The 17,337-nt window shown below is 74.9% G+C and carries 16 protein-coding genes; 5 read left to right on the top strand and 11 right to left on the bottom strand.

Annotation, left to right across the window (positions count from 1 at the left end; all coding sequences use genetic code 11):
* Positions 1-40: 40 nt before the first annotated feature.
* The 3 genes from SNE206_RS03875 to SNE206_RS03865 all read right to left on the bottom strand — a co-directional run bounded on the left by SNE206_RS03875 (position 41) and on the right by SNE206_RS03865 (position 1,249).
* Positions 41-253 carry a hypothetical protein gene (locus tag SNE206_RS03875; RefSeq protein WP_407911900.1) on the bottom strand — a complete coding sequence of 71 codons (213 nt, stop codon included), beginning with the start codon at positions 251-253 and terminating at the stop codon, positions 41-43.
* 161 nt (positions 254-414) lie between these two features.
* Positions 415-837: a YjbQ family protein gene (locus SNE206_RS03870; protein ID WP_407911899.1), complete on the bottom strand. Its 423-nt coding sequence runs from the start codon at positions 835-837 to the stop codon at positions 415-417.
* Positions 838-973: 136 nt separating this feature from the next.
* A complete protein-coding gene (locus SNE206_RS03865; protein WP_407911898.1) occupies positions 974-1,249 on the bottom strand; it encodes a hypothetical protein in 276 nt (91 codons plus the stop codon).
* A gap of 1,092 nt (positions 1,250-2,341) precedes the next feature.
* Here SNE206_RS03865 and SNE206_RS03860 point away from each other — a divergent pair.
* On the top strand, positions 2,342-4,561 hold the full coding sequence (locus SNE206_RS03860) for a CDP-glycerol glycerophosphotransferase family protein (RefSeq protein ID WP_407911897.1): 2,220 nt from the start codon (positions 2,342-2,344) through the stop codon (positions 4,559-4,561).
* Between the two features lie 214 nt (positions 4,562-4,775).
* Positions 4,776-5,447, top strand: a complete 672-nt coding sequence (locus tag SNE206_RS03855; protein WP_407911896.1) for a lysophospholipid acyltransferase family protein — start codon at positions 4,776-4,778, stop codon at positions 5,445-5,447.
* A 67-nt stretch (positions 5,448-5,514) separates the two neighbouring features.
* On the opposite strand, the gene SNE206_RS03850 is transcribed toward SNE206_RS03855, so the two are convergent.
* On the bottom strand, positions 5,515-6,456 hold the full coding sequence (locus tag SNE206_RS03850) for an EamA family transporter (protein WP_407911895.1): 942 nt from the start codon (positions 6,454-6,456) through the stop codon (positions 5,515-5,517).
* A 45-nt stretch (positions 6,457-6,501) separates the two neighbouring features.
* On the opposite strand from SNE206_RS03850, the gene SNE206_RS03845 reads away from it, so the two are divergent.
* Entirely contained in the window at positions 6,502-7,056 is a 555-nt protein-coding gene (locus SNE206_RS03845) for a MarR family winged helix-turn-helix transcriptional regulator (RefSeq protein ID WP_407911894.1), read from the top strand.
* Here SNE206_RS03845 and SNE206_RS03840 read toward each other — a convergent pair.
* The 6 genes from SNE206_RS03840 to SNE206_RS03815 all read right to left on the bottom strand — a co-directional run bounded on the left by SNE206_RS03840 (position 7,053) and on the right by SNE206_RS03815 (position 14,529).
* Positions 7,053-8,855 (bottom strand): ABC transporter ATP-binding protein, encoded by a 1,803-nt coding sequence (locus SNE206_RS03840; RefSeq protein ID WP_407911893.1) that lies wholly within the window; start codon positions 8,853-8,855, stop codon positions 7,053-7,055. The two genes, SNE206_RS03845 and SNE206_RS03840, sit on opposite strands and share 4 nt — an antisense overlap.
* Positions 8,856-8,985: 130 nt before the next feature.
* Positions 8,986-9,759: an SDR family NAD(P)-dependent oxidoreductase gene (locus SNE206_RS03835; protein WP_407911892.1), complete on the bottom strand. Its 774-nt coding sequence runs from the start codon at positions 9,757-9,759 to the stop codon at positions 8,986-8,988.
* Between the two features lie 95 nt (positions 9,760-9,854).
* Positions 9,855-10,865, bottom strand: coding sequence for a zinc metalloprotease (locus SNE206_RS03830; protein WP_407911891.1), 1,011 nt, complete (start codon positions 10,863-10,865; stop codon positions 9,855-9,857).
* A 252-nt stretch (positions 10,866-11,117) separates the two neighbouring features.
* Positions 11,118-12,059, bottom strand: coding sequence for an SDR family oxidoreductase (locus SNE206_RS03825; protein ID WP_407911890.1), 942 nt, complete (start codon positions 12,057-12,059; stop codon positions 11,118-11,120).
* Positions 12,056-12,994, bottom strand: a complete 939-nt coding sequence (locus SNE206_RS03820) for an alpha/beta fold hydrolase (protein WP_407911889.1) — start codon at positions 12,992-12,994, stop codon at positions 12,056-12,058. The genes SNE206_RS03825 and SNE206_RS03820 overlap by 4 nt, the downstream gene beginning before the upstream one ends.
* Positions 12,991-14,529: a flavin-containing monooxygenase gene (locus tag SNE206_RS03815; RefSeq protein ID WP_407911888.1), complete on the bottom strand. Its 1,539-nt coding sequence runs from the start codon at positions 14,527-14,529 to the stop codon at positions 12,991-12,993. Before SNE206_RS03815 ends, SNE206_RS03820 begins: the two co-directional genes overlap by 4 nt.
* A gap of 161 nt (positions 14,530-14,690) precedes the next feature.
* On the opposite strand from SNE206_RS03815, the gene SNE206_RS03810 reads away from it, so the two are divergent.
* Both SNE206_RS03810 and SNE206_RS03805 read left to right on the top strand, forming a co-directional pair.
* The gene (locus SNE206_RS03810; protein WP_407911887.1) at positions 14,691-15,443 is read left to right on the top strand and encodes a MerR family transcriptional regulator; all 753 of its coding nucleotides are present in this window, start codon (positions 14,691-14,693) and stop codon (positions 15,441-15,443) included.
* A 114-nt stretch (positions 15,444-15,557) separates the two neighbouring features.
* The gene (locus tag SNE206_RS03805; RefSeq protein WP_407911886.1) at positions 15,558-16,448 is read left to right on the top strand and encodes a DMT family transporter; all 891 of its coding nucleotides are present in this window, start codon (positions 15,558-15,560) and stop codon (positions 16,446-16,448) included.
* Between the two features lie 25 nt (positions 16,449-16,473).
* Here SNE206_RS03805 and SNE206_RS03800 read toward each other — a convergent pair whose 3' ends face one another.
* Positions 16,474-17,250 carry a (2Fe-2S)-binding protein gene (locus SNE206_RS03800; RefSeq protein ID WP_407911885.1) on the bottom strand — a complete coding sequence of 259 codons (777 nt, stop codon included), beginning with the start codon at positions 17,248-17,250 and terminating at the stop codon, positions 16,474-16,476.
* Positions 17,251-17,337: the final 87 nt, after the last annotated feature.

The raw sequence follows: 17,337 nt of genomic DNA, 5'->3' as shown, positions 1-17,337 counted from the left end.
GTGCCGGCGGGTGACGGCGGGGGCGGGTGACGGCGCGGGCTCAGCCCGAGCAGGCGATGCGCTGCGCCTGCTGCCAGGTGCAGACGGGGCAGAGCGTGCTGCCGACCCGGTCCTCCGGGTACTCGGTCGGCTCCCCGCACAGCACGCAGTCGGCGCGGGGGCCGGCGTCCGGGGCGGCCGGGGTCAGCCCTTCGGCCGCCGTGCCGGGGGCGGGTGCGAGCTCGCAGAGCCGGGTGTCCGGGTCGTCGTCCATGGTCTTCATCCTCCTGGCGGCGTTCCGCCGCGTCTCCGTGCCGTCGTCGCTGCACAGCGCCGGCCCGCCGCCGTTCATTCCGGCCCGCCGGCAGAACCGGGTGCGGCAGAACCGGGCCCGGCGGAACCCGCCGCCGTGGAACCGCCGCCGTCGGGCCGGGCTCAGCCGAGGAAGCTGAGCCGTACCGTGCGGCGCGGGTTGTCGACGTTGGTGTCGACGAGCACGATCGACTGCCAGATGCCGAGGGCGAGCCGGCCGCCGATCACGGGCAGGGTGGCGTGCGGTGCGACGAGGCCGGGCAGCACGTGGTCGCGGCCGTGCCCGGGGCTGCCGTGCCGGTGCCGGTAGCGGCCGTCGGCGGGGAGCAGGTCGCGCAGGACGGCGAGGAGGTCGTCGTCGCTGCCGGCGCCGGTCTCGATGACGGCGATGCCGGCGGTCGCGTGCGGCACGAAGACGTTGAAGAGGCCGTCGCGGCCGCCGGCCGCGGTGTCGAGGAAGGCCGTGCAGCGCTCGGTGATGTCGAGGGCGACCTCACCGGTGCCGGTGGCCGTCTCGAAGGTGAGCGTGTGGAAGGTGTCCGCCATGGTCACATCCTGACGCATCGCCGGCCCGCTGCCGTGCAGCCACCGCGGGAGCGCCCCGCGGACATGACGACGACCCGGCGGACTCGTGTCCGTCGGGTCGCACCGGCCGGGCGGCGTGCGCCCGGACGCTGCCCGGCTAGTGCCGGTTGCCGAACAGGCTCCGTCGGAGCCGGCGCAGCGGGGCGAGCAGCGAGACCCGGGCGGTACGCCGGGGCGCGGCCTGGGTGCCGGCCGCTCCGGTGCCGCGCGGCGTCAGCTCCCTTATGAGGCCGAGGGCCTCCGCCGTGTCGACCGTCGAGAGCGCGGGCGCGCCGAGCACGGCGAGGTGCCGCTCGATCCGGCGGCCGGTCGTACCGACTCCGCACTGGACCGCCGGCACGCGGGCCCGTACCCGCACTTGCATCTGTTCCATCAGTTTCCCACCCCTACGAGGCGCCAGGGCCGTGAGGCGAAGACTATCCGTGAGGGACGGCCTTCGCGCAACCGTCCTGGTGTTCTGCCACCGTATCGCGCGAACGGAACTGACACTTCACCAGATACCGGTGGCATCGGTCACGACTGGGCATCGATCGGACCTGCTCCGGCCCGGTGCGGGGCGGGCCCGCGGGACGGCAAACCCGCCGGTGGCAGCAGGCGGGGGTGCGGGTCCGCGTACGGCGGTGCGGCCCCGGCGCGCGGACGGGGCGGGGGCGCTCCCGGGGCGGGCCGACGCGAACAGCGGCGGGCGGGGGCGGGCCGGGACGGCCCCGGACGGCGGTCGGCGATCGGGAGGACCGAACGGGAACGGGTGACGCGGCGGGCGGCGGGGTCACCGGTGCGGGTGAGAGTGCGCCCGCGGGACGGTGCCGCCCGGTCCGGCGGTGGGAGCATCGGATCAAGGTCGCGGGGCGCTGACCGGGGGCTTGGTGCCGACGGTGCGGCGGTCACCCTCCGCGGCCGATCATGACGGGAGCGTTTCTTCAGAACTTGAACGCGCCGAGGGGATTGACGTGGCGGAAACCTACAAGCAATATTTCCCCAGACAAGGAATCCCGGGCCACCCCCCGGGAGACCCTGTCGAATGAGTTCGACTGATGAAGCTTCCGACACCTCCGTGAGTCACTGTCCGGCCGTCTCGACGCTGCGGCGGCCCGACTCAGGTGCGGTGTACGGACCGGCGGCCGGCCGTTGAGGGTCGGCTGGGCCGCCAACCGGACTGCCGGTGCCGCCGCTCGCACGGCGCGGCACCGGCGGTCGCGTTTCCGGGGCCGTCCACGCCCCGCGACCGGTGCGGCACCGCCCCGCACTCCCGCCCCGCCCGTCCCGGCCCCCGGACGCCGGACCGGGCCCGCGATCACCGCAGGGAACGTCTGACCTGCGACAGCACCCGGCAGCGATCAATCCCGGACATATTTCGACACCCCTGGGATCACTTTTGGTCAACCGGCCGTCCACATCCGCTCGCTAGAGTGAGCTGTAGCGGGCGAGCATCCGCCGACCCACCGTCTTCGCGGAGTGAACGAGCGTGAGCCCCCTCCTCAGCATTGTCCTGCCGGTCCATGGAGTGGAACGCTTCCTCCCCGCATGCCTGGACTCGCTCCGGGCCGAGGCCGCCCCCGGCACGGTCGAGATCATCGCCGTCGACGACCTCTCCCCCGACGGGTGCCCCGCCCTCCTCGACGCGCACGCCGCCCGGGACGGGCGGATGCGCGTCCTCCACCTCACCGAGAACCAGGGACTCGGCGGCGCCCGCGCGGCCGGCCTGGCCGAGGCCGCCGGCACCTACGTCTGGTTCGTCGACAGCGACGACTGGCTGCCCGACGGCGCCCTGGACGCCGTCCTCGCCGAGCTCGCCCGCGAGGAGGAGCGCGCCCGGGCGGGCGAGCACCCCGCGGACGTCCTCCTCACCGACTTCAGCCACGCCTACGCCGACGGCGGCACCGAGCCCAACCCCTGGCACCGGGTGCTCGCCACCCCCGCCCTCGCCGCCGGCTGCACCGCGGCCGACCAGCCCGGCCTGCTGCGCGCCGTCATGGCGGTGTGGAACAAGATCGTGCGCCGCACCTTCCTGCTCGACCTCGGCGTCTCCTTCGGCCGCGGCTACTACGAGGACATCTCCGTCACCTACCCGGCCCTCCTCGCCGCCCGCCGCCTGCGCTTCCTCGACCGCTCCTGCTACACCTACCGGCGCGGCCGCCCCGGCGCGATCACCAGCACCGCCTCCGCCCGGCACGCCGACGCCTTCGCCCAGTACGACGCGATCTTCGCCTTCCTCGACCGCCGCGACGACCCGCTGCGCCCGCTCGTCTTCGAGCGGACCGTCCGCCAGGCGCTCACCGTGTACGACACCCCCGGGCTGGTGCCGGCCGACCTGCGCGCCGACTTCTTCCGCCGGATCACCGACCACATCGCCCGGCACCGCCCGGACGGCCACCACTTCCCGCGCGGCCCCCGCGGCGTGCCGTACCGGCTCGCCGCGCGCGGCGCCCGGCGCCCGTACGACGAGCTGCGCCGCACCAGGGGGCTGCCCCGGGCCGCCCGCGAGGGCACCCTGGCCCTCGCGCCGACCGTGCGGCGGGCGGTCCGCGGCGGCGCCCGCTTCACCGCCTACAACGCCTTCCGCCGGCTGCCGCTCGACGAGCACCTCGCGGTCTACGCCGCCTACTGGCACCGCGGCTACGCCTGCAACCCCGCGGCGATCTACGAGAAGGCCCGCGAGCTCGCACCGCAGATCCGCGGGGTGTGGGTGGTGGAGACCCGCGCGCAGGCCGCCGTCCTGCCCGCCGGGGTGCCGTACGTGCTGCTCAACTCGCCCGCCTACCTGCGGGCGACGGCCACCGCCAAGTACTTCGTCAACAACGTCAACTTCCCGCACACGATGGTCAAGCGGCCCGGCTCCGTGCACGTGCAGACCCAGCACGGCACCCCGCTGAAGTCGATGGGCATGGACCTGCGGGCGCACCCGGTCGCCGCGGACGGCATGGACTTCGACCGGCTGCGGGAGGCCGTCGCCCGCTGGGACTACCTGGTCTCCCCCAACCCGCACACCAGCGAGCACTTCTCGCGGGCCTTCCCCGGCCGCTACGAGCTGCTGGAGACCGGATACCCGCGCAACGACCGGCTGGCGCTGGCCACCCCCGCGGCGTGCGCGGCCGTCCGGGAGGCCCTCGGCATCGCGGAGGGGCAGCGCACCGTGCTGTACGCCCCGACGCACCGCGAGGCCCGCGGCGGCTACCTGCCCCTGCTCGACCTGCCCGCGCTGGCCCGTCTCCTGGGCCCGGGCCACACCCTGCTCGTCCGCACGCACTACTTCCACAGCGGCGGCCCCGGGGCCCTCGCCACCGGCCCGGACGCCGCCCGGATCGTCGACGTGTCCGCCCACCCCGTGGTGGAGGACCTCTACCTGGCGGCCGACGCCCTGCTCACGGACTACTCCTCGGTCATGTTCGACTACGCGGTGCTGGACCGGCCGATCACCGTCTTCGCCCCGGACTGGGAGGAGTACCGCGCCGTCCGCGGCGCCTACTTCGACCTCCTCGCCGAGGCGCCCGGGCCGGTCGCCACCACCACCCCCGCCGCCGCCGAGGCCCTTCTCTCCGGAGACCCCCGCCCCGACCTGCGGGCCGTCTTCCGCGCCCGGTTCTGCCCCTGGGACGACGGGCGCGCCGCGGAGCGGGTCGTCCGCGCGGTCTTCCCGACCGGATCCCCCGCCGGGGAGCAGAGCCCGCGGGTGCTGACGGCCTGACCCGCCGCCCTCCCGACCCCCGCCGCACGGCGCCGGCATGACGCACCGTCGACCCCGGCCGCTCTGCTCCGGAGTCGCCCCTGCGCGCAGCGTGACGAGGATCGCACCCGCCGACCGGCCCGGAGGAGTGGACGCCCGCGGGGGTGCATGTCGTAACCTGCGAGCTGACCGCGGGCCGTCCGGCCCGGACACGCAGGCCGGCCAGGGAGGGCCCATGCTCAACCTCATCACGAAGTTCGTGCTCAAGCCGCTCGCGAAGGCCGTCTACCGGCCGGTCGTCGAGGGTCTGGAGCACGTGCCTCGCAAGGGTGGGGTGATCCTGGCCAGCAACCACCTGTCCTTCGTCGACAGCGTGATCATCCCGCTGACGGCGCCGCGCCAGGTGTTCTTCCTGGCGAAGGCCGAGTACTTCACCGGCACGGGGATCAAGGGGGCGATCTCCCGCGCCTTCTTCACCTCCGCGATCAACGCGGTGCCGGTCGAGCGCGGCGACTACCGCTCGGCCGCGGCGTCGCTGGAGCAGGCGCTGGGCATCCTGAACGACGGCAACGCGTTCGGCATCTACCCGGAGGGCACCCGCTCGCTGGACGGCCGCCTGTACCGCGGCAAGACCGGTGTGGCCTGGCTGGCGCTGACCGCGGGCGTGCCGGTGGTGCCGGTCGCGCTGGAGGGTCCGCAGGAGATCCTGCCGGTCGGCCGGCGCATCCCGCGCGTGCGCCGGGTGACCGTGCGCTTCGGCGCACCGCTGCACTTCACCGAGCTGCACGGGCAGGCCCGTTCGGCCCGGGCCCGCCGCCAGGTCACCGACGAGGTGATGGCGGCGATCCACGAGCTCTCCGGCCAGGAGCTGGCCGAGTCCTACAACGAGACGCCGAAGGCCGCCTGAGGCTCCGCCCTCCGCCGACAGGAAGGCCGCCGGGGAGGCCCGACCGGGCCGGCCCACTACCGGCCCGCTACCGGCCCGCACCCCCATGCGCGGGCTCGCTTCCGCGTGCGGGCTCCCCGTCGGCCCCGGCCGGCGTGGCGCCGGGCCGGGCGGCGGGTGCGGTCCGCCACTGGGCCGCCACCAGGGCGCCGAGCACGAGGACGCCTCCGGCCGCCTGGGCCGCCGTCAGCCCCTGCCCCAGCGCCAGCAGGCCGACGGCGGTGGCCACCACCGGGCTGAGCAGGCCGAGGAAGGTGACGTCGGTCGGCGGGAGGGCGCGGATGCCGCGGAACCAGAGGGTGTAGGCGAGGGCGGCGCCGACCACGGAGAGCCAGGCGTAGCCGAGCAGGTTGCCCGCGGTCAGCACCGCGGGCGGCGGCCCTTCGACGAGCAGGGCGACGGGCAGCAGCACCAGGCCGCCGGCCACGAGCTGCCAGCCGGTGGTGGCGAGCACCGGCGCGGACGGGGTCCAGCGCTTGCTGAGCACCACGCCGGTCGCCATCACGGCCGCGCTGCCCAGGGCGGCGGCGAGGCCGACGGCGTCCAGGCGGGCGGTGGACCGCAGCACCAGCAGGCCGACGCCCAGCACGCCGGCGAGGCCCGCGAGGAGGGTGCGCCGGGTCGGGCGGATGCCCAGCAGCCCGGCGGAGAGCAGGGCGGCGAGGAGTGGCTGCAGGGCCCCGACGGTGGCGGCCACGCCGCCCGGCAGGCGGTAGGCGGCGACGAAGAGCAGGGCGAGGAAGATGCCGATGTTGAGGGTGCCGAGGACGAGGGAGCGCCACCACCACGCGCCCGCGGGCAGTCGCCGGGTGGCCGCGACGAGCAGCAGCCCGGCGGGCAGGGCGCGCACCACGGCGGCGAGCAGCGGCCGGCCCGGGGGCAGGAACTCGGTGGTGACGTAGTAGGTGGTGCCCCAGACGCTCGGCGCCAGGGCGGTCAGCAGCAGGGTCGCAGGCCGATTTCTTAGCACTAAGATAAATTATCTCAGCACTAAGAGATTGGCTACCCTGACGCCATGACCGATGCCGGGCCCCCCAGTGACCACGTCGATCTCGTGCTGGCCCAGTGGGCCCGGCAGCGCCCCGACCTGGACGTCTCGCCGATGGCGGTGATCGGACGGCTCCGCCGGCTCACCCGCCTGCTGGACACCGAGCTGCGCCGCACCTTCGCCGAGCACGGCCTCGACACCGCCTCCTTCGACATGCTCGCCACGCTGCGCCGCAGCGACCCCCCGCACCGGCTCACCCCGGCCCGGCTCATGCAGACCTCGATGGTCACCTCGGGCGCCGTCAGCCAGCGCCTGGACCGCCTGGAGGCCGCCGGCCTGGTCGCCCGCACCCGCAGCACCGACGACGCCCGCGTGGTGCACGTCGCCCTCACCGCCCGGGGGCGCGAGCTGATCGACCGGGCGCTGCCCGACCACGTCGCCAACGAGCACCGCCTGCTCGCCGCCCTCGGCGCCGACGACCGCGCCGCGCTGGCCGGCACGCTGCGCACCCTGCTGCTCTCGCTCGGGGACGACGCCCCGGAGGAGCCCCGGCCGGACCGGGGCGGGCCGGACCGGGGCTAGCCGGTCCCGGCCTCCCGGCGCAGCAGGGCCGCGTAGCGGCCGCCGCGGTCGAGCAGTTCCTCGTGGGTGCCGAGCTCGACGACCTCGCCCCGGTCGAGCACGGCGATCTGGTCGGCGTGCCGCACGGTGGAGAGCCGGTGCGCGATGGTGATGGTGGTGCGGCCCGCGGCGAGGGCGTCGATCGCCTGCTGCACGGCGGCCTCGGTGCGGTTGTCGAGGGCACTGGTGGCCTCGTCGAGGATCAGCACGGGCGGGTTTCGCAGGATCGTGCGGGCGATGGCGAGCCGCTGCTTCTCGCCGCCGGAGAAGCGGTAGCCCCGCTCGCCGACCACGGTGTCGTAGCCGTCGGGCAGGTCGGCGATCATCGTGTGGATCTGGGCCGCGCGGGCGGCCGCGACGAGCTCCTCGCCGGTGGCGTCGGGCTTGGCGAAGCGCAGGTTGTCGGCGACGGAGGCGTGGAAGAGGTACGTCTCCTGGGAGACCACGCCGACCGCGCGCGCCAGGGTCTCGAAGGAGAGGTCGCGCACGTCGGTGCCGTCGATGCAGACCCGGCCGCCGGTGACGTCGTAGAGCCGCGGCACCAGGTAGCTGAGCGTCGTCTTGCCGGAGCCGGTCTCGCCGACGACGGCGAGCGAGCTGCCCGCGGGCACCTTGAGGTCGACGCCGCCGAGGGTCGGCCGCTCCTGGTCGCCCTGGTAGGCGAACTCGACGCCCTCGAAGGTGACGTCGCCGCGCACCTCGGCGAGCCGCACGGGCCGGGCCGGCTCGGCGGTCTCGACGGGCAGGTCGAGGTACTCGAAGATGCGCTGGAAGAGCGCGAGCGAGACCTGCACCTGGACGCCGGTGGAGAGCAGGCTGACGGTCGGGCGGAAGAGGCCCTGCTGGAGGGAGACGAAGGCGACGAGGGTGCCGACGGAGACGATCGGCGCGCCGCCCGCGGCGGCCAGGCCGGCGGCCCAGTAGATCAGTGCGGGCATGGCCGCCATGACGATCTGGATGGTCGACATGCGCCAGCGGCCGGCCATGTTGACCCGGACCTCCAGCTCGGCGAGCTCGTCGGACTGCTGGGTGAACTCGCGGGAGAGCGAGTCGGAGCGGCCCATGGTGCGGCCGAGGAGGATGCCGCTGACGGAGAGCGACTCCTGGACGGCGGAGCTCATGGCGGCGAGCTTGCGCTGCCGCTCGGTGGTGATCTTCTTGCGCTCGCTGCCGACCCGGCGGCTGATCCAGACGAACAGCGGGAGCAGCAGCAGGGAGATCACGGTGAGCCGCCAGTCGAGGGCGAGCATGGCGACGACCGTGGCGATGACGCCGGTGAGGTTGGAGACCAGCGAGGTGGCCGTCATGGTGACGGTCGACTGCATGCCGCCGATGTCGTTGGCGATGCGCGACTGCACCTCGCCGGTGCGGGTGCGGGTGAAGAAGGCCAGCGACATCCGCTGGAGGTGGCTGTAGACGGAGGTGCGCAGGTCGTGCATGACGCGCTGGCCGACGACGGTGGATATGAGGGTCTGCAGCACGTTGAAGATGCTGTTGACGACCGCGGCCGCGATCATGCCGAGCGCGAGCACGGTGAGCAGGCCGGTGCGGCCCTGCGGGATCGCGGTGTCGAGCACGGCGCGCAGCAGGAACGGCGTGATCACCGAGACCACGGCGGAGGCCGCGACGAGCAGGCCGACGATCGCCAGCCGCCCGGTGTAGGGGCGGAACAGGGCGAGGATGCGGCGGATCTGCGCGGGCGGGCCGGGTTCGGCGGCGTCGCGTTCGGGAGGGGTCCAGTCGATCCGGTCGAGCTTCAAGGGCGGCCTCCGGGGTCGGGGCGGGCGGGGCGGCCTGCTGAGTGGAGTAGGGCTCACTTTTAGCGGAACTAATAGTGAGCCATGCTCTATTCCCGTGGGCCGCCCGGCCGCACCGTCCCCAGTCTCCCGCTCAGTCGGTCCCGTAGCTGCGCCCGGCCTTCGAGGAGACCGCACCCATCCGGCCGCTCGGCAGCAGTCGGGCGAGGGCCACGGCGGCCTTGTAGCGCTTGCCCGGCACCGAGAGCGTGCGGCCGCGGGCCAGGTCGCGCAGCGAGTCGTCGACCACCCGGTCGGCGGTCAGCCAGCCCCACGACGGGATGTTCGAGGTGCCCATGCCGGCGCGCTGGTGGAACTCCGTCCGGGTGAAGCCGGGGCACAGCGCCTGCAGCCGCACCCCGGTGCCGCCGAGGTCGCGGGCGATGCCCTGGGTGAAGCTCACCACCCACGCCTTGCTCGCGCCGTACGTGCCGCGCGGCAGGAAGGCGGCGACCGACGCGACGTTGACGACGGCGCCGCGGCCGCGCTCGCGCATGCCGGGCAGGGCGGCGGCGGTCGTCCGCAGGATCGCCTCGACGTGCACCTTGACCATGTCGAGCTCGGCCTGCAGCGGCACGTCGAGGAAGGCGCCCTTGTTCCCGAAGCCCGCGTTGTTGACCAGGATGTCCACCGGGTGGTCGCCGGAGCGCAGCCGCTCCTCGACGGCGGCGATCCCGGCCTCGGTGGCCAGGTCGGCGGTGAGCGTGGCGACCTGCACCCCGAAGCGCTTCGCGAGGTCGGCGGCGGCCGCGTCCAGCCGCTCGGTGTCGCGGGCGACCAGCACGAGGTCGCGGCCGTCGCGGGCGAGGCGGCGGGCGAAGGCGGCGCCGATGCCGGCGGTGGCGCCGGTGATGAGAGCAGTGGTCATGCGCCGACCGTACCGATCCGGGCGGCCCGCGCGCACGGGCGCCGCCCGCCCGGGAGCGGTTCCCGGACGGGCGGCGGCGGGGTCGTAGCGCGCGGTCAGGCGCGGTAGGAGGCCCAGGAGTTCGTCATGCGGGTCACCTGGCCCGCGGTGAACTGGTACATGCAGGAGTCGTACGTGTAGTCCATGAAGTTGTGGATCGGGTCGACGCCGGCCTTGGTGGTGCAGGTGTCGCGGCCGGTCGGGCAGGCGTAGGCGGCGCTCTTCTCGGCCGGGGTGTCCGACACGTAGTCACCGTTGCCGTTGCAGCCGCCCTGGAAGGTGTGGTAGAGCCCCAGCCAGTGGCCGACCTCGTGGGTGGCGGTGTCGCCCTCGTTGTAGTTGGTGGCGGAGCCGCCGGGCACCGAGGTGTCCAGCATGACGACGCCGTCGTCGGTCGGGGCGGAGGAGTACGAGCTCGGGAAGGTCGCCCAGCCGAGCAGGCCGTCGCCGAGGCTCGCGGTGTAGAGGTTCAGCGCGTTGGCGCCGCCCTTGCGCAGGGCGGACTTCATCGCGCTCTCCGCCGAGGAGCCCGGGGTGATGCCGTTGTACCAGGCGGCCTTGTCGGTGTAGTCGGTGCCGGCCAGCGAGAAGGTGAACGGGGTGGCGACGTTGCCGGTGCCCTGGCCGCCGTACGCGGCGTTCAGCACGGCGATCTGGTTGGCGATGGTGGCGGCGGAGAGCTTGCCGGTGGTGCCGGAGTGCACGACGTGCACGTAGACGGGGATGCTCGTCGCCGCGAGGGCGGAGTCGGCCAGCAGCTGGGAGCCCTGGGCGGACTTCGCCAGCTTCGCGACCTTCGCCTTGAGGTCGGCGTCCATCGCCTGGGCCTGGGCGTCGGTGACGGCGTTCGGCTCGTGGGCCGAGGAGCCGGTGCCGCGGCGGGCACCGGCGTCCTGGCCGGAGTCCGTCGTACACGCCGACGCGGACGGCGCGCCGAGCACGGCGGAGGAGGCGGGCAGGGCGAGTTGACCGACCGACAGGACGCCGGCGAGGGCGGCCGCGGCGAGCAGGCGGTTGCCCCGCAGGACGGCCAGGGCAGGGCTGAGGACACGGGCAGAACGGCGCATCTGCTCTCCCGGAGAGGGTGTGGGGGGACGGCGGCCGTGGGTGCCGCCGAGCAGAGGCTACGCATTCCCGCCGTGCACGCGTCAGATGCGTTCAGGCCGCGAAATACTACGGACAAATCACTCAAATGCCGGAGGTTTACCGGTGATCGGTCCATCCAGGGGGAGCTTTTACCTCCCCGCAACACCAGCCCCGTGGCCGGAAACCGCCAGACCGGGGTGGCGAAGTCCGCCACCCCGGTCGAAGACTGACGGCTATTCGGCCCCCGGGTCCACCGGACGCGCCGCCGGTTCACCCGTCCGGGCGACCCCGGCGCCCGCCCCCGACACCGCCGCGTCGGCCGCCCCGCCGGCCCCCACCGGGCGCAGGCGCTCCCCCGCCGTCGCCCTCAGCTGCGGCTCCAGCCGGGCCATGTCGCGGCGTCCGCCGAGGGCGATCACCGACGGCACCAGCCAGCGGATCGGCTGCATGCCGCGCAGCCAGGCCTGCGCGTACACGTGGGCCGAACGCCGGGCGATCCCCGCGACCAGCCGGTCGACGGCCGGACCCAGCGGGTACGTCTTGTTGGCCGGCCACGGCAGCCGGGACCGCATCTGCTTGAGCACGGCGTCCTGGTCGGCCCCGCGCACCATGTCGGTGTCGGTCCAGCTGAGGTAGCCGACCCCCACCCTGACGCCCTGATGGGCGACCTCGGCGCGCAGCGCGTGCGCGAACGCCTCCACGCCGGACTTGCTGGCGCAGTACGCGGACATCAGCGGGGCCGGGGTGAGCGCGGCGAGCGAGGCGATCTGCAGCAGGTAGCCGCGGCTCTCGGTCAGCGCGGGCAGGAACGCCCGCGCGGTGGCGACGCCGCCCAGCAGGTTGACCTCGATCACCCGGGTGAACGCCCGGTGGTCGCTGTCGAGCAGCGGGCCGCCGATGGCGATGCCCGCGTTGGCGACGACGGTGTCGATCCGGCCGTACCGGTCCTGGATCTGCCGGGCGACCGCGGTCAGCGCGTCCAGGTCGGTGACGTCGGCCTCCCACGCGGAGGCGTCCGGGCCGCACGTGGCGGCCACCGCCTTGAGCTCGGCCGGCTCCAGGCCGACCAGGGCGACCTTCGCGCCCTGCGCGGAGAGCCGGCGGGCCATCAGGGCGCCGATGCCGCGGGCGGCTCCGGTCACCACCACGACCTGGGAGGACAGGGGCGGGTTCATGCGGTGCGGCTCCTCTCGTTCTCGGTGGACGGCGCGCCCTCGGCGGCGGCCCCGACGATCCGGCGGATCTCGGCGGCCACCTCGTCGGGCCGCTCGACCGGCGACATGTGACCCACCCCGGGCAGCTCCAGCAGGCCGCGGAGGTCCGGCAGCGCGGCGGCGATCCGGCGGGCGTGCACCGGCGGGGTCAGCCGGTCGGCGGTGCCGACGACGACGGCGGTCGGCACGGCGATCCGCGCCAGACCCTCCGTCACGTCCAGCGTGCCGAGCACCTTCGCCCAGCCGTGCCGCACGGCCGTCGGGCAGGCGTGCACCACCAGGGCGCACGCCTGCACCTGCGCCGCCGGGGTGCGCGGGCCCATGGTGGCGTACTTGAGCAGGGCGCGGCTGACCGCGTTGACCCGGCCCAGCGGCAGGCGCGACTCCAGGACGAGGCGGTGCAGCGCCCGGCGCAGCCCGGCGGGGCGGACGCCCGCCGGCACCACCAGCAGTTCGGCGACGAGGTCGGCCGGACCGGTGCTGATCAGGACGGCGCCCGCGGTGCGCGCCGCGACCCCGGCACGACCCGCGGCGGCCATGATCGTCATGCCGCCCATGCTGTGCCCGGCGAGCACGGCCCGCCCGCCGGCCGGCACGACCGCGGACAGCACCGCCTCCAGGTCGTCGGCCAGCTGCCGGGTGCCGTACCCGGCGGGGCCGGACGGCCGGTCGCTGCGTCCGTGGCCGCGCTGGTCGTAGGCGATCACCCGGTGGTCGGCGGCCAGCCGGTGGACGACCGGCGCCCAGAACGGCGTGGAGCACGTCCAGCCGTGCGCGAGCACGACGACCGGGGCGCCGGCGGGGCCGTACTCCTCGACGTTCAGGCCGGTGCCGTCGGCCGAGACCACCCGGTGCACGGCGGCCGGGTCGGGGAGGACGAAGTCGCGGTCGATCATGCCGGCACCCCCTCGGCCACCGGGGCGGTGCGCTTGATCAGCTCGTACTCGCCGAGGTCGACCCGGCGGGTGGCGCGGCGGAAGGCGGTGGTCGAGCCCGGCCAGAGCACGGTGTTGCGGCCGCCGTCGTCGAGGTACCAGCTGGTGCAGCCGCCGGTCGTCCAGACGGTGCGTGACATCTTCTGCTGGAGTTCGAGGTTCCAGTGGCGCTGGGCGCGGGCGGTGGGCTGCATCGCGGTGGCGCCGACGGAGTCGAGCGCCCCGAGGGCGTCGACCAGGTAGTTCAGCTGCGACTCGATCATGAGGATCATCGAGCTGTTGCCGAGCCCGGTGTTGGGGCCGATCACGAAGAAGAGGTTGGGGAAGCCGTGCACGGTGGAGCCGCGCAGCGCCTCCATGCCGTCCTTCCACTCCTCCGCCAGGCACCGGCCGCCGACGCCGAAGACCCGCTGGGCGATCGGCATGTCGGTGACGTGGAAGCCGGTGCCGAGGACGATCGCGTCGGCCTCGTGCTCGCTGCCGTCGGCGCCGACCAGGGTGGAGCCGCGCACCTCGGCGAGGCCCCCGGGGACGACCTCGGCGTTGGACGCCGCGAGCGCCGGGTAGTAGGTGTTGCTGAGCAGGATGCGCTTGCAGCCGATCCGATAGTCCGGGGTGAGGCGGGCGCGCAGCTGCGGGTCCTTCACGCCGCGGGCGATGTGCCGCTCGGCGATCCGCTGCACCAGCCTGAGCAGGCCGGGCCGGCGCACGAAGGCGTCGACCTGGAGCTCGCGCAGCGCGAAGAGGGCGCCGCGGCGCAGCGCGCCGGTCGGCGGGAGCGCGCCGTGCAGCCACTTCTCCGGGCCGGTGATCTCGCGGTCGCGCCGCGGCATGACCCAGGCGGGGGTGCGCTGGAAGACGGTGAGCCGGCCGACCTTCGGCTGGATGGCCGGGATGATCTGCGCGGCGGAGGCGCCGGTGCCGATGACGGCGACGCGCTTGCCGGTGAGGTCGTAGTCGTGGTCCCAGCGGGAGGAGTGGAAGACCCTGCCGGGGAAGTCCGCGAGGCCCGGGATGCCGGGGATCTGCGGGTCGGCGAGCGGGCCGGCGGCGGAGACGACCGCGTCGGCCGTCCAGGTGCCGGCGGCGGTGGTGAGGCGCCAGCGGGCCGGGCCCTCCTCCCAGCGGGCCTCGGTGACCTCGGCGCCGAAGCGCAGGTGCGGGCGGAGGCCGAAGGTGTCGGTGACCTTCTCCAGGTAGGCGCGGATGTCGGGCTGGCCGGAGAAGCTCCGGGGCCACTCCGGGTTCGGCGCGAAGGAGAAGGAGTAGAGGTGCGAGGGCACGTCGCAGGCGCAGCCGGGGTAGCTGTTGTCGCGCCAGGTGCCGCCGACGGAGGCGGCGCGCTCCAGGATGACGAAGTCGGTGATGCCGGCCCGGCGGAGGCGGACGCCGGCGCCCAGGCCGCCGAAGCCGGAGCCGATCACGGCGACCCGGACGTGCGGCACGGCTGCCGGGTCGGCGGCGGGGCCGGGGGACTGCTTGCTGCGCGATGCCATGCGGCGGCTCCAGGGCGAGGGTGGGGCATGAGAGGGGCATGCACGACCGGTCGAACCATGCCAGTAATCACTGGCACGATTGGAGGGTAGTCGCTGCCGTGCATTCCGGGAAGACGCCGGACGGGTCCGGTTCACCCGGTCGCCGCCCTATGCTGAGCCGCGTGGCGGAGATCACCAGCAGCACCGGGCAGCCCCGCGAGTACCGCGTCGAGGAACTCGCCGAGGCCGCCGGCATCACCACGCGCACCCTGCGCTTCTACCGGGAGCGCAAGCTCCTCCAGCCACCCCGCAAGGAGGGCCGCATCGCCTGGTACGGCGAGCACCACCTCGCCCGGCTGCGCGTGATCGGCGAGCTCCTCGACCGCGGACACACCCTGGGCGGCATCGCCGAGCTCATCGGCGCCGGCGAGAGCGGCCGCGACGTCGCCGACCTCATCGGACTGCGCGACGAGATCGCCGCCCCCTGGTCGGACGAGACTCCCGTGCGCCTCGGCTGGGACGAACTCGTCGCCGCCTTCGGCGACCAGCTCACCCCGGAGAACACCGCCGAGACCATCGCCCAGGGCTACATCACCCTCGACGAGGACGGCATCACCCACATCAGCCGCCGCCTGATGGACGCCACCCTCGCCCTCGTCGCCGAGGGCGTGCCGCTGGCCGCCGTGCTCGCCGCCAGCCGCAAGGCCCAGCAGCACCTCGACGCCGTCGCCGAGGCGTTCACCGACCTCGCCCGCGACCACCTGCTCGGCGGCCTCGCCCACGTCGACGACCTGACCCCCGCCGAGGCCGCCGGCCTCACCGAGCGGATCCGCCGCGTCCGCCCGCTCGCCCGCGCCACCGCCGACGCCCAGTTCTCGCTCGCCATGGACCGCAAGGTGCGGGCCGCGTACGAACGCCTGCTCACCCAGGAGTGAAGCCGGGCGCCGACCGGGCGCCGACAGCGGTCGGCGCTGCCCCCGGCCGGGCCGGTTCCGCCGCCGCGGAAAACCCGGTCGGCCGCGGGGCGCGCCGCCGGTAACCTGCGCGCCATGGAGCAGACCCTCACCGACGGCACCACCCGCCCGGACGGGCGCGCGCTGGCCGCCGCCGCCACGACCGTCCTGCTGTGGGCGTCCGCGTTCGTCGCCATCCGCGACGCCGGACCGCACTTCGGCCCCGGGGCGCTCGCCCTCGGCCGCCTCCTCGTCGGCGCCGTGGCGCTGCTGGTGCTGCTGGCCGTCCGCGGCGAGGGGCTGCCGCCGCGGGCCGCCTGGCCCGGCATCGCGGTCTCCGGACTGCTCTGGTTCGGCCTCTACATGGTGGCGCTCAACTGGGGCGAGCAGGAGGTCGACGCGGGCACCGCGGCGATGGTGGTCAACATCGGACCGGTGCTGATCGCCGTGCTCGGCGGCTGGGTCCTCCGCGAGGGGTTCCCCCGGTCCCTGCTGGCCGGGCTGGCGGTGTCGTTCGCGGGCGCCGCGGTGGTCGGCCTGTCGACGGCCGGCGACACGGGCACCGGCTCGGCCCTCGGCATCGGGCTCTGCCTGCTGGCCGCGGTCTCGTACGCCGCCGGGGTGGTCGCCCAGAAGCCCGCGCTGCGGCACGCCTCCCCGCTGCAGGTGACGGCCTTCGGCTGCCTGATCGGGGCGGCGGCCTGCCTGCCGTTCGCGCCGCAGCTGGTCTCCGACCTCGACGCGGCGCCCCTGCGGGCCACCCTCGACATGGTCTACCTCGGGCTGTTCCCGACCGCCCTCGCCTTCACCACCTGGGCCTACGCCCTCGCCCGCACCACCGCCGGGCGGATGGGCGCCACGACCTACGCGGTGCCGGCGCTCGTCGTGCTGATGGCCTGGGCCGCGCTCGGCGAGGTGCCGGCCGCGCTGACGCTGGCGGGCGGCGTGCTCTGCCTGGCGGGCGTAGCGGTCTCCCGCCGGGGCTGACCGACGCGGCGGGCGCGCCGGAGGGTCAGGCCTCCAGCCGCCGCACGCGCTCCTCGTCGGCGGTGCGCGGGCAGGTCACGCAGGCCTCGGCCGGGCTGATCGCGTAGTAGAGGCAGCAGCCCTGCCGGGTGCGCGTCCGGTGGGCGCGCCCCGCCGTGCCGGGGAGCGTGCGGAAGGCCGCGGCCCCGGCGAAGGGCGGGGTGCCGCCGGGCAGCAGCTCGGCCGCGGCGGCGACGGCGCGGTCCTCCTCGCCGAGGGCGCGGCCGAGGTACCAGAGGGCGGAGACCAGATCGTCCGTCACCATGCCCCACAGCGCGTGCGGGCCGCGCCGCACGTACGGCTGGAAGGCGCCCAGCACCGGCCCGGCGTGGGCGGCGACGGCGGTCCGCAGCTGTGCCGGGGTGGCGGGCCCCGCGCCCGGTACGTCCGCGAGCAGTGCCAGAGCCCCGGTGGACTCCTCGATCCAGAAGGCCGCGGGGGCGATCCGGGCGAGGCGGCCTTCCAGGTACCAGGGCCCGGCGGTGAGCAGGCACAGTGCCCAGAGGTAGTGGTGGAGCAGGCGGGACGCGGCCACGTGGGGACGCGGCGCAACGCCGTGGGCCACCTCGATGCGGGCGGCCTCGGCCGCGACCAGCGCCTCCGCCCGCGGTGCGAGGTCCGCCCCGGCGCACCAGCGCGAGGTGTCGGCGGGCGGGGCGGCGAGCAGCGTGACGGGCAGTGCGGGGCAGAGGTCGACAAGGCGTCGGACCGGTCCGGACGCGCCACCGGGCGCGGGGGACGGCGGGGCCGTCAGCTGGAGCATGGGGCACTCCTGTGATCAACTAAGGTATGCCTCACCTTACATCCAACTGATGGGCCGTCAATCCGCGGACCCGCACCACCCCGGTGG

The organism is Kitasatospora sp. NE20-6 (assembly GCF_045862635.1).
The sequence above is the reverse complement of the archived record's forward strand: the minus strand, read 5'-3'. Positions and strand labels throughout refer to the sequence as shown.